This window comes from Alphaproteobacteria bacterium (assembly GCA_030739735.1).
Lineage (GTDB): Bacteria > Pseudomonadota > Alphaproteobacteria > UBA7887 > UBA7887 > UBA7887.
Map to the genome: position 1 here is coordinate 1 of JASLYQ010000031.1, position 22,090 is coordinate 22,090.

A 22,090-nucleotide genomic window follows, 5' to 3' on the forward strand; every position below is an offset into this window, starting at 1 on the left:
CGGCAGAGCAGACGCTTCCCCGCATCCTGCTTGAGGTCAATGGTGACACCGCGCTTGTTGGCGTTGAGCATGGCCAACGGCACCAAGCCGCCGCGCACGTCGGCACGCCGCCGCAGGGGCTCGCCCTGGGGCGGTTCGATCTTGATCACCTCGGCGCCCGCCTTGGCGGCGAGAAATCCGGCATAGGGACCCTGATAGATTTGGCCCAGGTCGAGCACCACGAGGCCTGTTAGGGGTAGCTCCGTTGTTATCATGGCAAGGGTTTCCGCATCCACAGTCTGACCCATCATGACCTAAAGCGCTGGGTCACCGCAACAACCCTTGCCGTAGCCACGCCTCCGTCCTATGACTGGTCACGACCGTTGCCAAAAGCCGAGAGGACACCCATGAGCACCATCACGCGCATCGTCGTGCAAAGCTTTGCCTACGAACTGGAGGATTTCGGTGCCAATCCGATGGTCTTTGAGAAAGGTGCTAGCAAGCGCTTTGCAAAATTTGCCGTTACGGTGGAGAGCGATGATGGTCTTGCCGGCAGCTATATCCCCCACCTCGGCGGTACCGGCCATGCGCTGGCCCAGGTCAAGGAGATGGCACCTGGCCTGATTGGCCGCGATGCCGAGCAGCGAGAGAAGATCTTCGAAGACCTCAAGATCGGTTGGCGCCATTTCGACAAAGTCGGCATCGCTGCCCTTGATGCAGCGCTGTGGGATCTTGCCGGCAAGAAATACGACGCCTCCGTAGCGCGTCTCCTTGGTGGCTATCGTGAGCGCCTGCCGGCTTATGCCAGCACATATCCTGGCCAGGTCACGTGCGGCGGCCTTGACAGTGTCGAGGCCTATGCCGATTTTGCCGAGGACTGTGTCGCCCGCGGTTTTCCCGGCTTCAAGATCCACGGCTTCATGGACGGCAAGCCGGCCACCGAGATCGCTATCATGACCGCCATCCGCGACCGTGTGGGCAGTGCTATCAAGCTCATGACCGATCCCGCCTCTAGCCTGCCGTCGTTTCTTGACGCGGTCGAGGTTGGTCGTGCCTGTGACGATCTCGGTCTCTTTTGGTACGAAGACCCCTATCGCGATGCCTCTAGCAGCGCCGCAGCCCACAAGCGCTTGCGCGGTTTCGTTCGTACGCCACTGATGATTGCCGAGCACATACGCGGCTTCGAACAAAAGGCCGATTTCGTGCTCGCCGGCGGCACTGATATCCTCCACGTTGACCCGGAGCTGGATGGCGGCATCACCGGAACTCTCAAGTTGGCACGCTTCGCTGATGCACTCGGTATGGAAGTCCAGCTACATACCGCCGGACCCATTCACCGCCACTGCATGGCCGCCATCCCCAACACCCATTTCTACGAGCTGGGTCTGCTCCGCCCTGATGCCTGGAACGGCTTCCAGCCGCCGGTCTATGCCGATGAGTACGGCGACCAGCTCGATAATGTGGGTGAGGATGGCTGCGTTCCGGTGCCTACCGGGCCTGGTCTCGGCGTTACCTATGACTGGGGCAAGATCGCACGCTGGGAGACCGCACGCGAAGTCTTCGAGTAGCTTGTATCGCGACTTCCGGGGCCGTATATCTTGATCCCGGGTGGGTGATCTGATCGGAGTGTCTCGGTGGCCGTAGCCAGTATGACAGGGTTCGCCCGTTGCCAGGGCCACCACCAGAACCATGACTGGGTCTGGGAGATTAAGAGCGTCAATAACCGCGGGCTCGATTTGCGCTGCCGCCTCGGTCCGGGCAACGATGCCCTGGAGCCCGAGTTGCGACGACGTCTGGGTGAGTATGTGACGCGTGGCAGCGTCTCTGTCGGCTTGTCCGCACGGCGTGCGGCCGTAGCGACACCGTTGCATCTCAACAGAGCCTTTCTCGCTGACATGGTGGCAGAGACGCGGGCGCTTGCCAACGAGCTCGCACTGCCGCCGCCGGGGCTCGATGCGCTGATGGTTCTGCCCGGAGCAATCGAGCCGGAAGCGGAGCAAGAAGACGCGCTTGAGGCGCGTCACGCGGCAATTCTGGCGAGCTTCGATGAGGCCGTGGTCGCCTTGTGCGCGGCGCGTCGTGACGAAGGCGTCCGGTTGGCCGAGGTGCTGACGGCGCTGTTGCTCCAAATCGCTGACGGCACCGAGCTGGCAGCCGCAAGTGCCGAGGCGCAGCCGCACGTCCTGCGGGCCAAGCTCGAAGCGCAGATTGCCGAGATTGTCGAGGCCACGCCGGCCTTATCGGAGGAGCGTCTGGCCCAGGAAGTGGCCATACTCGTCGTTAAGGCAGACATCCGCGAGGAGATCGAGCGCCTGCGCGCACATGTTGCCATGGCGCGCGAGCTGTTGGCGGAGGGAGGTGCCATCGGCCGACGTTTCGACTTTCTCTGCCAGGAGCTCAATCGCGAGGCCAATACGCTGTGCTCAAAGTCTTCGGACGTGGCGCTGACTGCTATCGGCCTGGATCTGAAGGCGGCTGTCGACCGTCTGCGTGAGCAAGTGCAGAACGTGGAATGAGGAAACGCTCGTGAGCCCCAACCCGCACGTCACTCGTCGCGGCATGATGCTGATCCTGTCTTCGCCGTCCGGCGCTGGCAAGACGACCATATCGCGCCGCCTGCTGGAGGCTGATCCAGGTTTGTGGATGTCGGTGTCGGTGACCACCCGGCCCATGCGCCCCGGTGAGGTGCCCGGTGAGGACTATCGCTTCGTCAAGTCCGGTGAGTTTCAGGCCATGATCGATAACGGCGAGTTGCTCGAGTATGCGCGGGTATTCGATTACGATTACGGCACGCCGCAGGGCCCGGTTCTGCGCTCGCTGGAGCAGGGCCGCGACGTGCTGTTCGATATAGACTGGCAAGGCGCGCAGCAGCTCAGCGAGGGCATGGGTGATGACGTGGTCAAGGTCTTCATCCTGCCGCCGTCAACCAAGGAGCTGGAGCGCCGGCTAACCAATCGGGCGCAGGACAGCGTCGAGGTGGTGGCCAATCGCATGGCCAAGGCAGCGGCCGAGATGACCCATTGGGCGGAATACGACTACGTGGTGATCAACCACGACATCGACCAGGCCGTGGCACAGGTCATGGCAATCCTCACCGCCGCCCGACTGCGCCGCGACCGCTATGTAGATCTCAGCCGCTTCGTAAGCGAGCTTCAGGGCGAATAAGCGCGGGCCAAGGCGCAGAACTGGCAGACGCTCAAGGTCTCTGCCCGCGCCTCGCCGGCAATGCCCGCCTCTTCCAGCAGTGCCGCCGACTCACCCGTCAGTGCCTTGAGGCTGCTGCGCAGCATCTTGCGCCTTTGACCGAAAGCGGCGCGCGTCACGGCTTCGAGGCTGATGATGTTGGCCTCGGCGAGCGGCGTTCGCCGCGGCACCAGCTGGACCACGCTGGAGGTCACCTTGGGCGATGGCTTGAAGGCGCGGGCCGGCACGTCGAACAAACGCTGAACCTCGCAAAGCCATTGCGTCAGCACGCTGAGGCGTCCATAGCCGCGGCTGCCGGGCGCGGCGGTCAGGCGCGCGGCGACCTCCTTCTGAAACATCACCGTGAGGCTGGTAAAGGTGCCCGGCGATGTGGCGATGGCGTGTAACCAGCCGATTAGCAGCGCCGTTGCGATATTGTAGGGAAGGTTGGCGACAATGGCGCGCGGCGCTGCCACCAAGGTAGTGGTATCAAGCTTTAAGGCATCGCCCTCGATCACAGTCAGGCGTCCCGCCGCGGCCGCAACCAGGTCGGCGAGTGCGGTCACGGCGCGGCTGTCGCGCTCGACCGCCACGACCTCGCGTGCACCGTTGGCGAGTAGTGCCCGGGTCAAACCGCCGGGTCCCGGACCTATTTCGATGACGGCCATTTGCGAGATATCGCCTGCGGTGCGTGCGATGCGGTCGGTGAGATTGCCGTCGAGCAGAAAGTTCTGGCCCAGCGATTTCCGTGCTGCCAGACCGTGTTGCGCGATAACCTCGCGCAGTGGCGCCAGCCCCGAGATATCCAGCTTAGGATTAGTGGGCGTCGGCATGCTCCCGTAGCTCGACGAACGCTACCTGGCGCAGATTGCGGATCATACGTCGCTCCATCGTCGACAACCGCCTGGACGCGATTTGCTCGTATATGGCGTTGCTAAGATCGGTTTCCGTATCGAGATCCTTGCGTTCGCAAGCCATAAGGATGTGGATGCCGGCATCCGTGGTCTGCGGCGCGCTTGGCTCGCCGACCCGCAGTTCAGCGACAGCACTGCGCAGGACCTGCGGCAAATCGCCCAGGCGTACCCAGCCGATATCTCCGGAGAGGCTCGATTCGATGGTGGCGGCCCGCTCGCGCAAAGCGTCGCAGCCCGCCACACTGGCTGAGACCTCTGCTGCTTGTGCCAGACGGCTCGCTGCGGCGCCTTCCTTCTCTCCGGTCTCCGCCGGCAACAGAATCTGGCTAAGATAGATTTCCTCTTTACTGTTGTCCTCTTCCAGAACGCGCCGCTTGTCGCGTAGGTAAATAATATGAACCGCATCGAGCGTGCGAATCGGATCCGATATTTCGCCGACCGTCATGTTGGCCAGGGTGGTCTCGATCGCGGGTCGGCTTTGGCCCTCGCGCAGCCAGCCCATATCGCCTCCGGCGCGGGCCAGAGCGTTTTGGCTGAACTGGGCTGCCACGCCGCCGAAATCGGCACCGCTTCGCAGCTGCGCCACCAGGTCATTTGCCGTTGCCACCAGTGCTGCATCGGTGGTGCTCGGATCGAGGTAGAGGTCGATTTCTGAGAGTAGATATTCTGGCAGGCCCCTGCTGGCTTCGAGACGCTCGAGCTCGGCATTGATCTCGTCGTCGCTGACGTTGAGGGTCGGGCGCAGGCGCTGATTGACGAACTTGCCCCAGATAATCTGGGCTCGCACCTGGCTTTCCACGGCACTTACCGGAATGCCGACCCGCGCTAGATGTTCAGCCAGGCCACCGGGCGGCGCGCCGATATTGACGGCGATCTCCTCTACCGCGCGCTCGATCTCGGTGTCGCGCACGCGCACGCCCTGTCGTTCTGCTTCCTGAACCTGAAGGATCTCGTCGATGAGGTTGCGCAGAACCACGCGCACGAGCCGAGCGCGCATCTCAGGCGTGTCGGGCAGATTGGAGCTGTAGATTGCCATGGCGACCCGCGCCTCTAGATCGAAGGCAGAGACCACGTCCTCATTGACGATGGCGACAATGCGCATCAAATCCTGGGCGCGTACAGCCGTTATCGCTGCGATTAGTCCCAATGTTATCGTGGCAATATGCCAAAAGCGTCGTGTTCGAGCCGCCATCATTCTGCACTCCACCGAGAGGCAGCAAGCATAGGAACTGGGTCCGCTGGTCGCAATAAGCTCAACCCAGGTTGCGCAGGCGCACCATTACCGAGATGCTGGTCGAATTCGGGACGTCGAGCTGGTGCGTGAAACTGCGGTGGGCCTGCAGGGTCAGGGTGATGCATTCGTCCTCGTAGGCGAGGCCGACGCCGCTGGCGAGGCTGCCGCCGGGTGAGCTGAGCGCGCGCTGGTGGTGGGCCGTCAGGCGCCAGAATTTCTGAAAGCGATAGGCCGTCGAAAAATTGAGTTGCTCCACCGTGCTGGGCACACCCGACGTCGGCTGATGGCTTAGGTTGATATAGCTGAGATTCCCACGCAGCCACTCCGGCCCGGCTGACGCCGACAGTGAGTTGCGCTGAATGGAGAGATTGTCATTGTTGACTCGGAAGCGCAGACTGACATCCAGCCAGCGAGCAGGTGCCACGGTAAGGCGGCCGACATAGTCGGAGAAATGGTCGGCCAGGCCCGTGCCCGTTTCGAAGGTGTCGTCGTCGCGCGCGCGCCAAGTCTGGCCAATTAGCAACTCCGACCAGGCGCCACTATTGCCGTAATGGGCCATGCGAATCCCGGAATTTGCTCGCAGACCGCTCTCGATGCGGTCGAGCCCGGGATAGCGGTTGGCACTGAACAGGTTGGCGTCGTCGAATTCGAAGGACAGGCTATCCTCGTTCGGAATCTCGGTTGGATTGCCACCATTCGGCCCGATGATGAGCTGCAGGATGGGCTCGACGATCTGACGGCTCTCGGCGCCGTCACGCACCCAGGGCCAACGCATATTTGCTTCTGCCTGTGGCACCACGCGACCGGTGATGCCGTCCAGGCTGTCGCCTGTCGGGCGTACTGGGTTGGTCAACTCTGTCACCCGGTATACGTCTCCTCTTAATGACAGGCGCAATTTCGTAAGCAGGCCGGCGCTGCTGACCAGCGGCATCTGCCAGCCGGTCGTCAGCGAAAGGCGCTGGCTGTCCGCCCCTCTGGGCCTGCCGAGTACGCGCATGTTGCCGTTGAACATCCAGATGCCGTCGGGGCCGGCCTCGCTGCGCCAGGCATAGTCGAACAGCGGCAGCACCCAAGGCACGGTCTTTTCGTCGATACCAGGATCGAGATTCTGGAAATAATAGGCGTCCAAGTCCGCCCGCACGCGGCTCTCGCCGCCATGCAGGTACACGTTCTGTATCAGCGAGGGTTGGCCGCGGGCAAAACCATAGCGCGCCAGATAGGTTGCGTCCGTCGAGCGCGCGATATCGAAACCTGCTTTCCAATAGGGATTGAGAGCGAACTCGCCATAGGTATCGATGTGCCCGCGGCTGTGCGCGCTGGGTCGGTTGTCGCCGGGCAGCCGGTCGCCGCGGGTAATGCTGCTTGCCGCCTCGAAATAGCCGTTCTCGGTGGCTTGACGATACTCGCCGGTCAGTATCGCCCCTTCCTTGGAGGTGACGATCGGCGTGATAGTGGCATCGCGGTCGCCGGCGATGTTGAAAAAATAGGGCTGACCGTAAGTGAAGCCGAGGGTCGAGTTCCGGCTGAAGTTGGGAGGCAGGAAGCCGGTCTTGCGCTCGACCGTGGGGTCCGGGTGGCTGAAGAACGGCGTATAAAGCACGGGAACGCCAAACACTTCGAGGAAGGCGTCCTGATAAGAGATCGAGCGTTGTTTGCGGTCATGGGTCACGCGCAATGCCTTGACCTGCCACAACGGATCCTTGTCGGGATTGTCCTCGCAGAGGTTGCAGGGGCTGTAGACCGCATTGGCAAGCCGAGTGCGGCCGTCGGCGCTCATGCGCCCGCCGCTGGCGGCGAGCTTTGAGCCGTCGGCGAGCAGCATGGCGAGACCATGCACCGCACCGCTCTTCAGGTCGCCCGTAAGCTCCAGCCGATCGGCGAAGATGACCTCACCAGAGGGCTCGACCAGGGCAACGTTATCCGTGGCTGTCACCAGGTCGCGGCGCTTGTCGTAGGCAATTTGGTCGGCACGTAGCACCCGATCCCCACGGGCCAGCTCGACCGATCCCACCGCCGTGACGATTCCGCTCCGATCGTCGTAAACAACTTCGTCGGCGAGCATGAGTACGTCGTCGTCCGCGAACTGCGTCTTTGCCGTAGCGGCCAAGCCTGACCAGGCCCAGGCCAAGGCCGCTGCCGCCAGGATCCAATTCGCCAATCTCAAGGCACCGCCTCCACTATGCCGTCGCGCGTGCTCTAGGTTCCTCTGACATACAACAGCATGCCCGTGCCTGCCAGCACCGTGACGCCAGCCGGTGCCCAGGCCGCGAAAAGCATCGGAATGCTAGCCGACAGCCCAAGCGCGGTGACCACGTCGGAGAACACGTAAAGGACGAATCCCGTGAGCACGCCTGCCGCGATCGTCAGACCCGTGCCGCCGCGCCGCACGCTGCGTAGCGAGAAGGTAGCGCCAATCAGCACCATGCCGAGCAAGAGCAAGGGGCCGGCGAGAACGGAGTTCCAGTAAAGCCGGTGCTTGAGCGCGGAGAAGCCGGCGCGCTCAAGCAGGGCAACGAATCGCGGAATCTGCCAGAACGATAGGGTCTCCGGTGCTGAGAAGCTGTCCTGTATCTGGCTAATCGTCAGCTCAGTCGGAAAATTGAAAGTTGCGTGGCGTTCACCGAGTTGGTCCGGAGCCGTGATCAAGGTATCCGAGAGCGCCCAGTAGCCGTCCTCCAGCTTAGCCGTTGCGGCGTCGATGCGTTGGACGAAATGATCCTTGCCTTGGTAGCGAAAAATGATCACTTCGTGCAGCGTCAGCTCGGGTTGTGTGATGCGCTGGGCGTGGATCACCGCCTCGCCCTCGTCATCCGCTTGGCGCAGCCACAGTCCAGAGCTGGATACGGCAAGATTGGAGATGTTTCCGCGCAGAAACTTTCCGTCCAGCAGCTCATAGCGGAACAGCATAGCCGCCGCTAGCGGGTTGAAGATGACGACCATAAAAGTGCCGATGGCCAGCGCCAGCAGCAGCGCGGGTAGCAGCATTTGCCAGGTCGACACGCCGCTGGTGCGAATGATGGCCATCTCCTGACTACGCATGAGGTGGGTCAGGGTCAGCATCACGCCCATGAGCACAGAATAGGGTACGATACGCTGCGTCAGATAGGGAAGATGTAGCGCGGCCATGCGCACCACCACCACGAAGTCCGCATCGCTCTCGCTGGCGGCGCGGCGACTGAGTTCGACCAGGTCGAACAGGAAAATCAATGTTGCCAGGGTGAGGAAGGCGATGCCGATGCCGATCAGGAACTGGCGCACGAGGTAGGTCGACAGGGTCCAAGAGAGGAGCATTTTGTCACGCCATACCCGGCGACAGAAGCCGCGCTGCCAGGCGCCAGGGCCGCTCGCTGATCAGTGCCATGCCTGCCGCGGCGCCGACACTGACGATCAGCACGTAATAGCCGGCCGCCAGGCCAGGGTCGCCGACGATGGCGCTGCCGAGCCAGAAGGCTGCGCCCTGAAAGCTGAGTGCCACGCCGGCGGCGCCGAGGATGCGCAAGCCCCGGCCACCACGGCCGACCTCGCCGGGCAACAGCGCGGCGCAGCCGATCAACGCCAATACCACTGCATAGAGGGCGGTACCTAGGCGGCGGTGCGCCTCGGCATGGAACTCGCGAAGATGGCGTGGCTCAGCGCTTTCGCCAGGGTTGATCAGCTCGGGCAGAAAGCGCTCCTTCGCTTCGCGAAAGCGGCCCGGTACAAACCCAGGGGATTTGCCAAAATCGAACGCGTAGGAATCAAAATAAAGCATCGACAGCCGGCTATCCTCGGCATTGATCTGCTGGCGGCTGCCGTTGAGCAGCATGAACCGTGGGCCCGACGGGGTTGCCACCAGCATGCCGCGCTCGGCCATCACGGTCGACGGCTCCATGGGGTCGCGCTCGTCATGCACTAGGATGCCCGACAGCTCGCCATCGGATTCGCGTCCGCGCACATAGATAGTCAGCCCTTCGACCGGGGTATTGAAGACCCCTTCCTGCAACAACACCGAGGCATAGGATTCGCGGATCTCGAACTGCTTGTCCTTGAATACGCGAAAGCCGGCCGGCATCAGGTAGAGGTTGATCACCAGAACTGCCAGCATCACCGCCAATCCGAGTCCGACGGCGGGTGTTGCCAGGCGCCAGTTTGAGAGGCCGATGGCCCGCAGCACTACGATCTCGGAATCGACTAGCAGGCGATGATAGACGTAAAGCACGCTGGCGAACAGCGCGATCGGCAGGATAACGCCGAGTACCGACGGGGTTAGCAACAGCGTCAGGGTCAGGAAAAGTCCGATCGACAGGCCCTTGTTGATGATCAAATCGACGAAGCGCAACGACTGGCTGAGCCAGATGACCCCGGTCAGGCTGAGGCTGACTACCAGGAAGGGCCCCATCAATTGCGCGAGGATGTAGCGAAAATGGCGGTGCATAGGAGTATAAGATAAACAACTTCTTCCCCTCTCGGCAACATCGGCTAGATTGGCACGAACGCAACCCAGAGCACGGATATCACCATGAACATAACATTCGCCAAACCGAGCTTAACCGGCACCGCGACCTTGGTCGTTGGCTGCGCCGAGGGTGGCACGCTGACGCCAAGTGCGGCGCGCCTCGACAAGACCTCAGGTGGCGCGCTGAGCAAGGCCGTGGCGCATGCGCGCTTCACAGGCAAAGCGGGACAGACGCTGACGCTCATGGCGCCAGCCGGGGTCAAGGCCGGCCGCATCGTCCTGCTCGGCCTCGGGGTCGGCAAGGCGCTCGACGGCTTGGCGGCTGAGAAGCTCGGTGGAGCTATCGTCGCTGCCCTGGCGATGTCAGGCGAGAGCCGTGCCGCGGTGGTGGTCGAGAAGCCTAAGGGCTGCAGGCTCACCAGCAACGAGGTCGCGGCCCAGATCGGCCACGGCGCGCGTTTGCGTTCCTATCGTTTCGACAAATATCGCACTAAGCAGAAGAAGACCGAGAAGCCATCGTTGACGCGCCTCACCGTGATGTGCCTGGATGTGGCGTCGGCCCGCGCTGCCTTCAAGCTTGCCGAGGCGCTTGCCGAGGGTGTGGCATTGACCCGCGATCTGGTCTCGGAGCCGGCTAACGTGCTCACGCCGCCGGTCTACGCCAAGGAGATCCGCAAGCTCTCTCGGGACGGCATCAATGTGGAAGTTCTCAACGAAGCACGGCTCAAGCGCATGGGCATGGGCGCCATCGTCGGCGTTGCCCAGGGCAGCCAGCACGGCGCCCATATCGTCGTCATGCGCTGGAATGGCGCCGGGGCCCGCGGCAACAAGGCGCCCGTCGCCTTTGTTGGCAAGGGGGTGACCTTCGATACTGGCGGCATCTCTATCAAGCCCTCGGCCGGCATGGAGGATATGAAGTGGGACATGGGTGGCTCAGCCGTCGTGGTTGGGCTGATGCGTGCGCTGGCACGGCGCAAGGCCAAGGTCAACGCGGTCGGCGTGGTTGGTTTGGTGGAGAACATGCCGTCCGGGACAGCACAGCGGCCGGGCGACGTGGTTAGCTCTTATTCCGGCCAGACCATCGAAATTCTCAACACCGACGCTGAAGGCCGTCTAGTGCTGGCCGACGCGCTCTGGTATACGCAAAGCCGCTTCAAACCCCGCTTCATGGTCGACCTGGCGACATTGACCGGTGCCATCATAGTTTCGCTCGGCAATTATCAGGCTGGCCTGTTTGCCAATGACGACAAGCTAAGCCAGCGGCTTGTCGCTGCTGGCAAGGCGGTGGCGGAGCCGGTCTGGCCCATGCCCATGGACGACTATTACGACAAGCTGATCAAATCCGACATCGCCGACATGAAAAATATCGGCGGGCGCGGCGGCGGCAGTGTCAGCGCAGCCAAGTTCCTCGAGCGCTTCGTCAACAAGGTGCCATGGGCGCATCTGGATATTGCCGGCGTCACCTGGACCAAGGAGGGCAACGAACTGGTGCCCAAGGGCGGTACCGGTTTCGGCGTGCGCCTGCTTGACCGCCTGGTGGCCGACCACTACGAAGGATGACGACCGAGGTCGGCTTCTACCAGCTCAGTCGCTGGCCGCTTGAGCGGGCTTTGCCACGTTTGCTCGAGCGTGCCGCAGCCCAGGGTCTGCGCTGTGTCGTGCGTTTTTCCTCGGCCGAGCGCCTGGCCCAGATCAACGCCTATCTCTGGACCTACGATGCTGATTCCTTCCTCGCCCATGGCGGGCCAGAGGACGGCCACACCTCTGAGCAGCCGGTCTACCTGACTTGCGTCGAGGAGAACCCCAATGCGGCTACGGTGCTGCTGCTGGCGGAAGGCGCCGAGGCCGGCGACCGCGACGCTTACGACCGCTGCCTTGATCTCTTTAACGGCACCGAGGCGCATGCGCTCACGGCCGCCAGAGCCCGCTGGAAGGCGCTTAAGGAAGCGGGCTACCCGCTAGCTTACTGGGCTCAGACAGACGACGGCCGGTGGGAAAAGCGAGCGGATGCCATAAACAATTGATTCAGAGGCACAGACAAGGATTAGGTTCGTTTGGTAAATTCGTGTAGACAGTTGGGTCTTGTTTTTTTTGACTCTTCCCTGTTTTTCGAAAGTCTTTCGATCAAGGGATGTGCTAAAAATAAGTAACTGTCACCAAGCAAGCCTCGCTGTCACCGCGGGATGATCTCTACTCCTCTTCGATCTCAATCAGCGCGATGCAGCCGGCTTCGGCGGTGAGAGCCAGCTCGCCGTGCTTGAGCGCTAGCGCGTCGTCGCCGAAGAGGCTGCGGCGCCAGCCGTGCATGGCTGGAACGTTCGCCGCATCGTCATCAGCGATGCGTACTAGGTCGGCGCTGGAAGCGACCAGCTTCACCGCCACGTCATTCTCATCGCAGCGCATCTTCAGCAGAACTTTGAGCAAATCAACGAGTGGGCCGACACCGCGCGGTGTGGTCTTGGGTTTGTTGAGGCTGGGGTGCTCGCCTTTGGGCAGGGCGACGCCTGCCGCCACTGCCTCGAGCATGGCTGGGCCGAGCGGGCCCTTAAGTAGGCCTCTGCTCATGCCGCGAATGCGAGCCAGCTCGTCAAGGTCGGCACAGCGGTGGGCGGAAATTTCCAGCAGCGCATCGTCGCGCAGTATACGCTGGCGCGGCACATCGTGGCTCTGGGCATAGCGCTCGCGTGCCGCTGCCACCTCGCGCAGGATGGCCAGAAAATCAGGCGCCACGGTGCGCGTCTTGATGCGTCGCCAGGCGTCTTCGGGGCGCATGGCATAGGCATCCTCGCAGGTTAGCACGGTCATCTCTTCCTTTACCCAGGGGCCGCGCCGCGATTCCTCCAGGCTGGCCGAGAGCTTCTGATAGATCAGCGGCAAGTGCTCGACGTCGGCTAGCGCGTACGTTAGCTGGCGCTCGGTTAGCGGTCGCTTCGACCAGTCGGTAAAGCGCGACGACTTATCGATTTTGGCTTGCGCCAGTTTGCGCGCTAGCTTCTCATAGGCTGCCGCTTCGCCAAAACCGCAGACCATGGCCGCAACCTGGGTGTCGAACAATGGCACCGGTACCTGGTTTGAGAGATTGTAGAAAATTTCCAGGTCCTGGCGCGCCGCGTGCATCACCTTGAGGATGCTGGGGTCGTTGATGAGATCGAGCATGGGTGCGAGATCGATGCCGTCTGCCAGTGGGTCGACCGCTGAAGCCAGCCCGTCAGAACCAGCAATCTGCACCAGGCAGAGCTTGGGCCAAAATGTGCTCTCGCGCATGAACTCGGTATCGAGGCAAACAAAGGGCGCATCCGCTAGTTGCGTGCACAACGCGGCCAGCGCGTTGGTATCGGTAATCAGTGACATGGCGCTGCTATAGCACCCTTCACGACATCCGGGGAGAGGGTTCCGCGTTTTCAGAAAATCGAGTCGGCGAAATGTATCCCCATCCCGGAGGGGGAGGGCGGTCTCTCTGCCCAGTTAGGCACTTCGATTTAGCTGTCGAAGGTCTCGACGTGATGGCTTTACCGGTCTAGGTCACACTGGTTGGCAGTCGTGGCCGACCTTTCAGCTGAGCGCGTTGCCGGTGCCGCGATCGTCGGTCCGCATGGGGTCGTTCCTCCCGATTTTTCCCCAAGAGGCGACGACGAGGAGAGTGCACACGAAATAGGAGCGCCTACTTAAATGTCTGCTACCGTCACCGGCGCATTACCATGTTCCTGGGTCATCGAGTTGCTGAGCGGGTGGCCAAATTCCGGCACGTCTATCTCGAACATATCGCCCTCTTCCGTTTTTACCGCATCGGCGAAGCTGATGCTGCCAGCCCCTAAAAAATGGATGTGGATGTCGCCGGGGCGGCGGAACAGGGTGTACTTGAAGTGGTGGTGCTCTAGGTTGGCAACGCTGTGGCTCATATTGTTCTCGCCTGAGAGGAACGGGCCTTGCCATACGATCTCGTTGCCGCGGTGGATGCGCGTCGTGCCTTCGACGCTGGCAGGCAGGGGGCCGAGGCGCAGTTCTGGGCCGACGGCGCAATGGCGCAATTTCGAGTGCGCCAGCAACAGATAGTTCTGCCGCTCTAGCACATGGTCGGCGAATTCATTGGCTAGCGCGAAGCCGAGCCGCAGCGGAGTGCCATCGTCGCCGATAAGGTATATACCGGCGACCTCAGCCTCCTCGCCACCGTCGAGCGCAAAACTGGGGCTGGTAAGCGCCGCGCCGCAAGGCATGACGATCGAGCCGTCGCCCTTCCAGAACCATTCCGGATCGGCGCCGATCTTACCCGCTGCCGGCTTGCCGCCGTCAAGGCCCGCCTTGAACATCTTCATAGAATCGGTGAGATTTTCACCGCTCGTGAGCTTCGCGTGCATCTTGTCGCGTGCCTGGGCGCTGCCGAGATGCGACAGCCCGGTGCCGCTAACCAGGCAATGCGCCGGATCGGGGTGATCGATCGGTGCCAGCACACGGTTGTCGGCAACCGTGGCGCCGTAGTTTTCCGTGGCATCGCCAAGGTGCGTGCTCACTAGCGCCTCGAGGCCATCGCTACGGGCCGCTGCCCGCGCCAGATCGTAGACCCGCTCGAAACCGTTGACGATGCGAATTATATCACTGTCTGGCACACCAACACGGCGCGCCCCGTCACGATCGCGGAATTGTACCAGGCGCATGATTTTTCTCCCCTTTAAGCCTTCGGCTATAGTCGTCACGCGATTGGCTGGCAACAGGGAAGCGGCTATGCGGGCATTGACAATATTTCTGACGCTGTGTTGGACAGGATCCGCCTGGGCTGTGGTCGAGCGCGTCGAGGTCACGTATCAGGGTGTCTTTGCGGGCGGCGTAAGTTTCGGTGATGTGGGTTCCTACGAAAAGCTCGCCGGGCGCCTGCACTACGCGATTGACCCGGACGATCCCGCCAACGCCGCTGTGATCGATCTTGCGCAGGTGCCACGCGATGCCGACGGCATGGTGCGCTTCGCTGGTGACTTTCTGTTGTTGCGCCCCGCCCACCCGACCCGCGCCAACCGCCGCCTGCTCTATGAGGTCGGCAATCGCGGGCGTATCGGCATGCTGAGCTTCTTTAACGAGGCCGACGGTAGCAGTGATCCGCAAAGCCTGGCGGACGTTGGCAACGGCTTTCTTTTCGCGCAGGGCTACACGCTGTTGTGGAGCGCTTGGAACTGGGACGTGCTCGAAGTTGACGGCCGCCTGCAAATCGAATTGCCGCTGGCTGAAGATATCGAAGGCTGGCTCTCTGCCGAGATCACGGTCAAACAACGCGAGGCCAGCCAGCCCGTCGCCTGGGGCAACTCGCGCGGCTATTCAGCCCTCGACCTGGATCAGACGGACGCCAAGCTTAGTGTGCGCGATCGCCAAGGCGATGCGCGCCGCGAGATCCCGCGCACGCAGTGGCGCTTTGCCCGCGATGAGGGCGGCGAGCCCGTCGCGGATGCTACTCACATCTGGCTGCAAGGGGGCTTTGCCCCCGGCTTGCTCTACGAGGTTGTCTATCGCTCGCGTCCCGTCGTCGTCGGACTGGGGCTGGCGGCGATCCGCGATGCGCTATCCCATTTCCGCTGGGCTGGCGGCATCGAGCATGTGCTTATCTTCGGCATCTCCCAGTCGGGCCGCGTGATCAGTCACATGGTTTGGCAAGGCTTCCACGTGGACGAGGTCGGGCACGCGGTGTTCGACGGCGCGCTGATCCATGTCGGCGGTGCTGGCAAGGGCAGCTTCAACCACCGTTTCGCCCAGACCACACGTCACGGCAGCCCGCACGAGGACCATCAGTACCCGGCCGACTTTTTCCCCTTCACTACTGTCGACCAACGCGATCCCATAACCGGTGCCGAGGGCAGCGTGTTGCAGCGTGCACGAGCGCTCGGCGCGGTACCGAAGCTGATTTTCACTAATACGGGCGGCGAATACTGGACGCGCTCGGCCTCGCTGCTGCACACAGACGTGACCGGCACGCGCGACATCGCGCTCGCAGATGAGGCACGACTTTACGTCTTCGCAGGCGCCCAGCATGGCAGCTGGCTGGTGCCGCATCGCGCCTGGTTCGAAAACTGTATCAACCCGCTCGACCATCGCCCGCCCATGCGCGCGCTGCTGCTGGCCCTCGACGCCTGGACGACGCGCGGCGAAACGCCGCCGCCGAGCGCCTATCCGCGCATCGCCGCGGGTGAACTCGGCACGCTAGCCGAATGGCGTACAACTTTTCCTGCCATCCCCGGGCTGCGCCTGCCCGTGGTTAATCTGCGCCCGCCACGTTTGCAGCACGGGCCGCGTTGGGCCGAGGGCATCATCGATACCGTGCCACCCGGCTTTGGCCCGGTTTTCGAGACTCGTGTTAGCTTACCGGACGCGGACGGCATCGCCCGCGGCGGCATTCGTTTACCCGCTGCCGCCGTGCCCCTCGGCACCTATACGGGCTGGAATCTGCGCCAGCCCCGCTTCGGCGCTGGCGACCAGATCGACCGCTGGGTGGGCTCGTTCTTGCCTTTTGCCCGCGACGATGCGGCGCGCGAAGCCGCCGGCGACCCGCGTGCTTCGCTCACCGTGCGTTACGCCGACCGCACCGCTTACGAGAGCGCCGTCGCGGCGGCCGCGGACGCGCTTGTCGCCCGTCGTCTGCTGCTCGACGCCGACGTCCCCGCCATCGTTGCTCGGGCCGCTGCCTTCTACGACCGCGTCCTAGCCCACGACCCGACAGACGCATCGTGCGAATATTTGGCACCGTAAGGCTATCCTGGTCAGCTTTGCTTGCGCTCAGCCGTGTCACTGATGCCGATGCTGCAGGCGCCGGCGACGAACAAAAAGTTTTCTGCCTTGTTTGCCTGGGTGAAGCCGAACTCTTTCTCGCCGCCGGGTAAATAAATTCTGTGGTTCTGGCTCGCTACGACGTCCTCTCTTGTACGATAGGGTAGTATCGGTCTTAGGCTAGGGGGGAAAGCGATGGCAAAGCGGCTAGAGGGCAAAGTAGCGTTGGTGACCGGTGCCGGCTCGATCGGACGGGGCTGGGGCAATGGCAAGGCGGTTGCGGTATTGTTCGCGCGCGAGGGTGCCAAAGTGGTGGCGCTTGATATCAACGCAGATGCGGCGATCGAGACGGCGGCTATCATCGCCTCCGAAGGCGGCGACTGCACGACCGTCACCGGCGATGTCAGCAATTCTGCGCAGGTGGCGGCCGCGGTGCAGACTTGCATAGACACCTATGGCCGTATCGATTTACTGCACAACAATGTTGGTATCGTGGTCAATGGCGACCCGGTCGAGACCAGCGAGCAAGACTGGGAGAAGGGTGAGGTGGTAAACCTCAAGAGCGCCTTTCTGACTAGCAAATACACATTACCGCATATGCAGGCGCAAGGCGGCGGCTCGATCATCAATGTATCGTCGATCGCGGGCATCCGCTGGATGGGTGTGCCTTATGTTTCATACGCCGCGACCAAGGCGGCGCTGCTCGGTCTGAGCCGCAACATCGCTGCGCAATACGCGCCCGATAATATCCGCTGCAACGTCATCCTGCCCGGCATTATCGATACGCCGCTGCTGCGCAATTTGCTCGCGGAAATCTATGAGGGCGAGGACATGGAGGCGCGCATCGCCTATCGCAATAAACAGATTCCCATGCAGCGTATGGGCGATGCCTGGGATGTCGCCCACGCGGCGCTCTATCTCGCCTCGGACGAGGCCAAATATATCACCGGTGCCGAGATACCGGTCGACGGTGGGGTGAGCATCGCGGCGCTTGCTGGGTAGCGTGGTAGGTGATGAACCTTTTCTGCGGTTCGGTGCGGTGTTCGCCATTGGCATCTTGATCGAATTCCAGCGTGGCTGGCAGTTACGTTCTTTGCCGGGAGGCGCGCGCGGCGCTGGCATTTACACGTTCGATCTGGTCTGTCTGCTCGGTGGAATTGCGGCCCTCCACGACCGTCGCCGCCCTTCTCACCTTTGGTCTTGCCGCGATTGTGGTCAGCCGTGACGCGGTATTGACCGCGACGAAGGCGCTGCTGCTCTATGTCAAGCTGAGCCTGCACGCTTAGCTCGGGAACCTCAGGCGCGACGAGTTGTTCGTCGTGCTCCAGTTGTTCGTGATGTCGGTGGTGTTGCCGTCTGCGCGGCCAGATCGCGATTTCGGATTCTGGGGTGCACTTAATCCCTACGGGCTGTGGCTCATAGTGGCACTGATCGCAGGAATATCGTTTGTTATCTAGTCATCGTCTGGTTTGGCGACAAACGCATTCACCTGCTGTTCACTGGGCGGTCTGGGCCTCGCTTTGTATTCTGCCAAACTGCCAGCCGCGGCCCGGGGCCGCCTCGAATAGAAGCTTTGTGTAGTCGTCGCGTGGATTGGCGAAGACCTCCGCTGTTGGACCCGTCTCCACCACCTTGCCGAGGTGCATGACCGCGATGCGGTCACAGATCTGCGCCGCCACACGTAAATCGTGGGTTATGAACAGTAGCGCCAGGTCGAAGCGCTTGCGGACCTCGTCGAGTAGCTTCAGCACCTGCGCTTGGATCGAAACATCGAGCGCCGAGACCGCTTCGTCGGCGACCAGTACTTCCGGTTCCATGGCCAGCGCCCGAGCGATACAGATGCGTTGACGCTGGCCGCCCGAGAACTGGTGCGGAAAGCGGCTGCGCGCGGCCGGTTCGATGCCAACCAGGGTCAGTAGGTCGACCGTGCGCGCATCCGCTGACTCGCGTGACAGGCCGTAATTGCGGGGCCCCTCCATGATTGCGCTGCCAACCGTCTGGCGCGGATCCAGCGAGCGATAGGGATCCTGAAAGATGATTTGGATGCGGCGCCGATGCGGCCTAAGCGCTCGCGCCGATAGGTGGCCGATTTGCTCACCATGTAACAGAACCTCGCCCGCCGTGGGCTCGACAAGGCGCATGATGCAGCGAGCCACGGTTGATTTTCCCGAGCCGGACTCGCCGACGATGCCGAGGGTCTCACCGCGGTGGATCTTGATATCGACGTCGCGGGCAGCATGCACCTCGCGCTGGCGCCGGCGCAAGCCGCCACCGCCATAGACCTTGGCTAAGCTTCTGGTCTGCAGTGCCACGTGCGAGGCCGTGATCAGTGAGCGCTGAGGCGGTTCGAGGCTCGGCACGGCGGCCATTAGCATGCGCGTATAATCGTGCTCGGGTGCGATCAGCACGCGCCGGGTCTCACCGGTCTCCACGAGATTACCGTTTTGCATGACGGCGACTCGATCGGCGATCTCGGCCACGACGCCGAAATCATGGGTAATAAACAGTACGCCGGTTTGCCGCTCCACCTGGATGCGCTTGATTAGCGCCAGGATCTGCGCTTGTGTCGTGACGTCGAGCGCTGTGGTCGGCTCGTCGGCGATCAGTAACGCCGGCTCCAGGACCAGCGCCATGGCGATCATGATGCGTTGGCGCTGGCCGCCGGAGAGTTGGTGCGGATAAGCATGAATGAGCTTATCCGGTTCGGGCAAGTTGACCGCTACCATCACCTCGCGCACCCGTGCCGCGCGCTCGGCCGGGGTCATCTCGGTGTGTGTTGCCAGCACCTCCTCGATTTGCCTGCCGCAGCGCATGACCGGATTGAGCGCCGTCATGGGCTCCTGGAAGATCATCGACATCCGCTCTCCGCGCAGGGTCCGTAGGCGCTTTGGCGTTGCATCCAGTAGCGATTCGCCGAGTAGCGTTACGTTGCCCGCCACGGGCTCGAGATGCGGACGCGGCAGCAGGCCCATGATGGCCTGGGCACAGACCGATTTGCCTGAGCCCGATTCACCCACCACGCACAAAGTCTCGCCGGCATCGACGTGCAGGCTCATATCCTCGATGGCATGGGGGCGGTCGGCGTTCGCGGGTAGGCGCACGCTGAGACCGCTGATGTCGAGAACGGTGCTCACATGCGCCTCGCGATGCGCGGGTCGAGGGTGTCGCGCAGGCCGTCGCCAAGTATGTTAATGGCGAGCACCGTCAGCGCCAGGAAAATGCCAGGGAAGAAAATGACCCAGGGGCTGACCTGGAACAGCGCCCGGCCCTCTGCCATAATATTGCCCCAGGTCGGGGTCTCCGGCGGGATGCCGGCACCGAGGAAACTAAGCAGCGCCTCGGTGATGATGGCTGAGGCGCAGACATAGGTGCCCTGGACGATCAGCGGCGCCACCGTGTTGGGTAGTATGTGCCGTAGCAGCATTTTTGGGAGACGGGTGCCGGAAGTCAGCGCGGCCTCGACATAAGGCTCCTCGCGGATGGTCAGCACGACGCTGCGCACCAGACGCACGACGCGCGGGATTTCAGGGATGGTGATCGCTAGAACCACCGTCGTCAGGCTGGCTCCGGCGAGAGCGATCATGGCGATGGCTAGCAATATGCCGGGAATCGCCATTAGCCCGTCCATGATGCGCATGATCACTGCGTCGAGCAAGCGTAGATAGCCCGACAATAATCCGATGAAAAGCCCGATGGTGAGACTCAGGCCCATCACGCACAAGCCCACCACGAGCGAGATGCGGGCGCCGTAGACGGTACGAGTATAGAGGTCGCGACCGTACATGTCGGTGCCGAACCAGTAGTCCCCGCTCGGCGCCTTGAGGCGATTGATAGGGTCCATGGTGGTGACCTCACCCGTGAACAGCCAGGGCGCCAGCAACGCTGCTCCAACCATCACCGCGATCAGCACGAGGCCGAACAGGACCCCGGTGTGGCCACGTAACAGCCGCCAAACGCGGTCGGGTCGCCCAGCGTTCGGTTGCGTCAGCTCCACACTCTTTATGCTCGTGATCAATAGTGGATCCTCGGGTCGAAGACCGTGTAGAGCAGGTCGACTAGCAGGTTAACGAGCACATAAGCGGCCGAGAAGACCAGGATGATGCCCTGGATCACCGGATAGTCGCGACGCAGAACCGCATCGACCGTGAGCCGCCCAAGGCCCGGGATGTTGTAGACGCTCTCGGTCACCACGACGCCGCCGATCAGCAGCGAGAAGCCGATGCCGATGACCGTGACGATGGGCACGGCAGCATTGGCGAGGGCGTGGCGCAGCAGCACCAAGCGCTCGTTAAGCCCCTTGGCGCGGGCGGTGCGCACATAGTCCTCGCTGAGGACCTCGAGCACGCTGGCGCGGGTAATGCGCGCGATCAGCGCGATGTAGATCACGCTGAGCGTGGCGCTCGGTAGCACCAGGCGATGCAGGAAGGGCCAGAAGCCCTCGGCCAGGGGCGCATAGCCCTGTACCGGAAACCAGGCGAGTTTGATAGCCATGAGCCAAATAAGCGCGTAGCCAAGCACGAAGACGGGCACAGAGAAGCCGAGCACGGCGAAGCCCATGACGAAGCGGTCGATCCACGAGCCGGCCTTCCAGGCCGCCAGTGTGCCGAGTGGCACGGCGATCAGTATGGCAAGCGTCAGCGTGACCAGCGCCAACGCCAGGGTCGGCTCGAGACGCTGGCCGATCAGGGTTGCCACGGGCAGGTTGGAGAAGATAGAGATGCCGAGATCGCCCGTCGCCAGGCGCTCGATCCAAGTCAGAAACTGCACGTGGATGGGCTGATCGAGGCCCAGCTTGGCGCGGATGCGCGCGATGTCCTCAGGGCTCGCATAGTCGCCGGCGATGACAGTTGCCGGGTCGCCGGGGCTCAGATGCAGCAGCAGGAAGACGAACACTGCCACTACCGCCATTACCGGAATGGTGGCGAGCAGGCGCCGGCTGACGAAGCCAAGCATCAGGTGCGACGCCCGAGTGCGCCTATTGTTTTTCGATATTCCAGAAGAACTGCACCGGCGACTTAATCATGCCCTTGAGCCGCTCGCTATAGGCGATCGGGTTGAACCATTCGCCAAAATTGGCATAGGTGACGATCTCGAAAGCGCGTCGCTGCACAGCGTCGGCAAGGCGCTTCTGCTCGGCAGGATCGGCCTCTCGGGCATAGGCATCGCGCAAGCGCTCTATCTCCTCATCACATGGCCAGCCGAACCAGGCGCGGTTGCGGCAACCGCCGGAGACGCCGATATTGGCCACCGGATTGAGAATGTCGGCGCCAATCCACCAGGTGATGAAGATATTCCAGCCGCCCTCGTCGACCGGCTTGCTGATGGCGCGCCGCGAGGTCAGCGTGCTCCAGTCCATCGCCTGCAGCTCCACGTTCATACCGATCTCGCGCAAGATCTGCGCGGTGACCAGAGCGGCGCCATTGTTGATGGGAATATCGGTCGCCTGCAGGATCACCACAGGCGTGCCGTCATAGCCTGCTTCGGCGATCAAGGCGCGCGCCTTGTCCAGATCCTGGCTCATCAGGGCCTCGGCGGCGACATCGCTTTCGAGTGGCGTGCCGCAGCCGAAGATAGCGGGGCAGGTTTGCCAGTAGCGGGAAT

Annotated in this window: 20 protein-coding genes; 8 read left to right on the plus strand and 12 right to left on the minus strand. The window is 62.5% G+C overall.

The window, feature by feature from the left end:
* Positions 1-287, minus strand: a 287-nt coding sequence (locus QF629_12400; protein MDP6014323.1) for a CoA transferase, incomplete at its 3' end; no start/stop codon positions are given.
* 99 nt (positions 288-386) lie between these two features.
* Here QF629_12400 and QF629_12405 point away from each other — a divergent pair.
* The 3 genes from QF629_12405 (at position 387) to gmk (ending at position 3,144) form a co-directional block, all read left to right on the plus strand.
* Positions 387-1,547 carry an enolase C-terminal domain-like protein gene (locus QF629_12405; GenBank protein MDP6014324.1) on the plus strand — a complete coding sequence of 387 codons (1,161 nt, stop codon included), beginning with the start codon at positions 387-389 and terminating at the stop codon, positions 1,545-1,547.
* A 66-nt stretch (positions 1,548-1,613) separates the two neighbouring features.
* On the plus strand, positions 1,614-2,495 hold the full coding sequence (locus QF629_12410; GenBank protein ID MDP6014325.1) for a YicC/YloC family endoribonuclease: 882 nt from the start codon (positions 1,614-1,616) through the stop codon (positions 2,493-2,495).
* 43 nt (positions 2,496-2,538) lie between these two features.
* Positions 2,539-3,144: a guanylate kinase gene (gene gmk / locus QF629_12415; protein ID MDP6014326.1), complete on the plus strand. Its 606-nt coding sequence runs from the start codon at positions 2,539-2,541 to the stop codon at positions 3,142-3,144.
* Here the strand turns inward: gmk and rsmA are convergent.
* The 5 genes from rsmA to lptF are packed head-to-tail and all read right to left on the minus strand — an operon-like array spanning position 3,132 to position 9,724.
* Positions 3,132-3,995 carry a 16S rRNA (adenine(1518)-N(6)/adenine(1519)-N(6))-dimethyltransferase RsmA gene (rsmA, locus tag QF629_12420; protein MDP6014327.1) on the minus strand — a complete coding sequence of 288 codons (864 nt, stop codon included), beginning with the start codon at positions 3,993-3,995 and terminating at the stop codon, positions 3,132-3,134. The two genes, gmk and rsmA, sit on opposite strands and share 13 nt — an antisense overlap.
* Complete coding sequence (locus QF629_12425; protein MDP6014328.1) at positions 3,979-5,271, minus strand: peptidylprolyl isomerase; 1,293 nt, start codon at positions 5,269-5,271, stop codon at positions 3,979-3,981. The genes rsmA and QF629_12425 overlap by 17 nt, the downstream gene beginning before the upstream one ends.
* A 58-nt stretch (positions 5,272-5,329) precedes the next feature.
* On the minus strand, positions 5,330-7,474 hold the full coding sequence (gene lptD, locus QF629_12430; protein MDP6014329.1) for an LPS assembly protein LptD: 2,145 nt from the start codon (positions 7,472-7,474) through the stop codon (positions 5,330-5,332).
* Positions 7,475-7,506: 32 nt separating this feature from the next.
* A complete protein-coding gene (lptG, locus tag QF629_12435) occupies positions 7,507-8,601 on the minus strand; it encodes an LPS export ABC transporter permease LptG (protein MDP6014330.1) in 1,095 nt (364 codons plus the stop codon).
* Between the two features lie 4 nt (positions 8,602-8,605).
* Positions 8,606-9,724, minus strand: coding sequence for an LPS export ABC transporter permease LptF (gene lptF, locus QF629_12440; GenBank protein MDP6014331.1), 1,119 nt, complete (start codon positions 9,722-9,724; stop codon positions 8,606-8,608).
* An 84-nt stretch (positions 9,725-9,808) separates the two neighbouring features.
* Here lptF and QF629_12445 point away from each other — a divergent pair, with 84 nt between their 5' ends.
* Both QF629_12445 and QF629_12450 read left to right on the plus strand, forming a co-directional pair.
* Positions 9,809-11,305: a leucyl aminopeptidase gene (locus QF629_12445; GenBank protein MDP6014332.1), complete on the plus strand. Its 1,497-nt coding sequence runs from the start codon at positions 9,809-9,811 to the stop codon at positions 11,303-11,305.
* Positions 11,302-11,769 carry a DNA polymerase III subunit chi gene (locus QF629_12450; protein MDP6014333.1) on the plus strand — a complete coding sequence of 156 codons (468 nt, stop codon included), beginning with the start codon at positions 11,302-11,304 and terminating at the stop codon, positions 11,767-11,769. The genes QF629_12445 and QF629_12450 overlap by 4 nt, the downstream gene beginning before the upstream one ends.
* A gap of 166 nt (positions 11,770-11,935) precedes the next feature.
* On the opposite strand, the gene rnd is transcribed toward QF629_12450, so the two are convergent.
* Together rnd and gguC are read right to left on the minus strand one after the other, a co-directional pair.
* The gene (gene rnd / locus QF629_12455; GenBank protein ID MDP6014334.1) at positions 11,936-13,096 is read right to left on the minus strand and encodes a ribonuclease D; all 1,161 of its coding nucleotides are present in this window, start codon (positions 13,094-13,096) and stop codon (positions 11,936-11,938) included.
* Between the two features lie 314 nt (positions 13,097-13,410).
* Entirely contained in the window at positions 13,411-14,397 is a 987-nt protein-coding gene (gene gguC / locus QF629_12460) for a GguC family protein (GenBank protein MDP6014335.1), read from the minus strand.
* Between the two features lie 67 nt (positions 14,398-14,464).
* Between gguC and QF629_12465 the strand changes: the two genes are divergently transcribed.
* From QF629_12465 to QF629_12475, 3 genes are all read left to right on the plus strand, one after another.
* The gene (locus tag QF629_12465; protein ID MDP6014336.1) at positions 14,465-16,471 is read left to right on the plus strand and encodes an alpha/beta hydrolase domain-containing protein; all 2,007 of its coding nucleotides are present in this window, start codon (positions 14,465-14,467) and stop codon (positions 16,469-16,471) included.
* A gap of 213 nt (positions 16,472-16,684) precedes the next feature.
* The gene (locus tag QF629_12470) at positions 16,685-17,491 is read left to right on the plus strand and encodes an SDR family NAD(P)-dependent oxidoreductase (GenBank protein MDP6014337.1); all 807 of its coding nucleotides are present in this window, start codon (positions 16,685-16,687) and stop codon (positions 17,489-17,491) included.
* A 71-nt stretch (positions 17,492-17,562) separates the two neighbouring features.
* Positions 17,563-17,775 (plus strand): hypothetical protein, encoded by a 213-nt coding sequence (locus QF629_12475; protein MDP6014338.1) that lies wholly within the window; start codon positions 17,563-17,565, stop codon positions 17,773-17,775.
* Positions 17,776-17,985: 210 nt separating this feature from the next.
* Here the strand turns inward: QF629_12475 and QF629_12480 are convergent, their stop codons facing one another.
* From QF629_12480 to QF629_12495, 4 genes are all read right to left on the minus strand, one after another.
* Positions 17,986-19,590, minus strand: a complete 1,605-nt coding sequence (locus tag QF629_12480) for an ABC transporter ATP-binding protein (protein ID MDP6014339.1) — start codon at positions 19,588-19,590, stop codon at positions 17,986-17,988.
* A gap of 29 nt (positions 19,591-19,619) precedes the next feature.
* The gene (locus QF629_12485; protein MDP6014340.1) at positions 19,620-20,435 is read right to left on the minus strand and encodes an ABC transporter permease; all 816 of its coding nucleotides are present in this window, start codon (positions 20,433-20,435) and stop codon (positions 19,620-19,622) included.
* A 65-nt stretch (positions 20,436-20,500) separates the two neighbouring features.
* Positions 20,501-21,442 carry an ABC transporter permease gene (locus tag QF629_12490; protein ID MDP6014341.1) on the minus strand — a complete coding sequence of 314 codons (942 nt, stop codon included), beginning with the start codon at positions 21,440-21,442 and terminating at the stop codon, positions 20,501-20,503.
* Positions 21,443-21,464: 22 nt separating this feature from the next.
* Positions 21,465-22,090, minus strand: a 626-nt coding sequence (locus QF629_12495) for an ABC transporter substrate-binding protein (protein MDP6014342.1), incomplete at its 5' end; no start/stop codon positions are given.

Bases quoted from the DNA above. Each gene is read 5' to 3' on its own strand.
- QF629_12405 (MDP6014324.1), top strand. From the start codon at position 387: ATGAGCACCATCACGCGCATCGTCGTGCAAAGCTTTGCCTACGAACTG.
- gmk (MDP6014326.1), top strand. From the start codon at position 2,539: ATGATGCTGATCCTGTCTTCGCCGTCCGGCGCTGGCAAGACGACCATA.
- rsmA (MDP6014327.1), bottom strand. From the start codon at position 3,995: ATGCCGACGCCCACTAATCCTAAGCTGGATATCTCGGGGCTGGCGCCA.
- QF629_12425 (MDP6014328.1), bottom strand. From the start codon at position 5,271: ATGATGGCGGCTCGAACACGACGCTTTTGGCATATTGCCACGATAACA.
- lptG (MDP6014330.1), bottom strand. From the start codon at position 8,601: ATGCTCCTCTCTTGGACCCTGTCGACCTACCTCGTGCGCCAGTTCCTG.
- lptF (MDP6014331.1), bottom strand. From the start codon at position 9,724: ATGCACCGCCATTTTCGCTACATCCTCGCGCAATTGATGGGGCCCTTC.
- QF629_12445 (MDP6014332.1), top strand. From the start codon at position 9,809: ATGAACATAACATTCGCCAAACCGAGCTTAACCGGCACCGCGACCTTG.
- QF629_12450 (MDP6014333.1), top strand. From the start codon at position 11,302: ATGACGACCGAGGTCGGCTTCTACCAGCTCAGTCGCTGGCCGCTTGAG.
- rnd (MDP6014334.1), bottom strand. From the start codon at position 13,096: ATGTCACTGATTACCGATACCAACGCGCTGGCCGCGTTGTGCACGCAA.
- gguC (MDP6014335.1), bottom strand. From the start codon at position 14,397: ATGCGCCTGGTACAATTCCGCGATCGTGACGGGGCGCGCCGTGTTGGT.
- QF629_12465 (MDP6014336.1), top strand. From the start codon at position 14,465: ATGCGGGCATTGACAATATTTCTGACGCTGTGTTGGACAGGATCCGCC.
- QF629_12470 (MDP6014337.1), top strand. From the start codon at position 16,685: ATGGCAAAGCGGCTAGAGGGCAAAGTAGCGTTGGTGACCGGTGCCGGC.
- QF629_12490 (MDP6014341.1), bottom strand. From the start codon at position 21,442: ATGCTTGGCTTCGTCAGCCGGCGCCTGCTCGCCACCATTCCGGTAATG.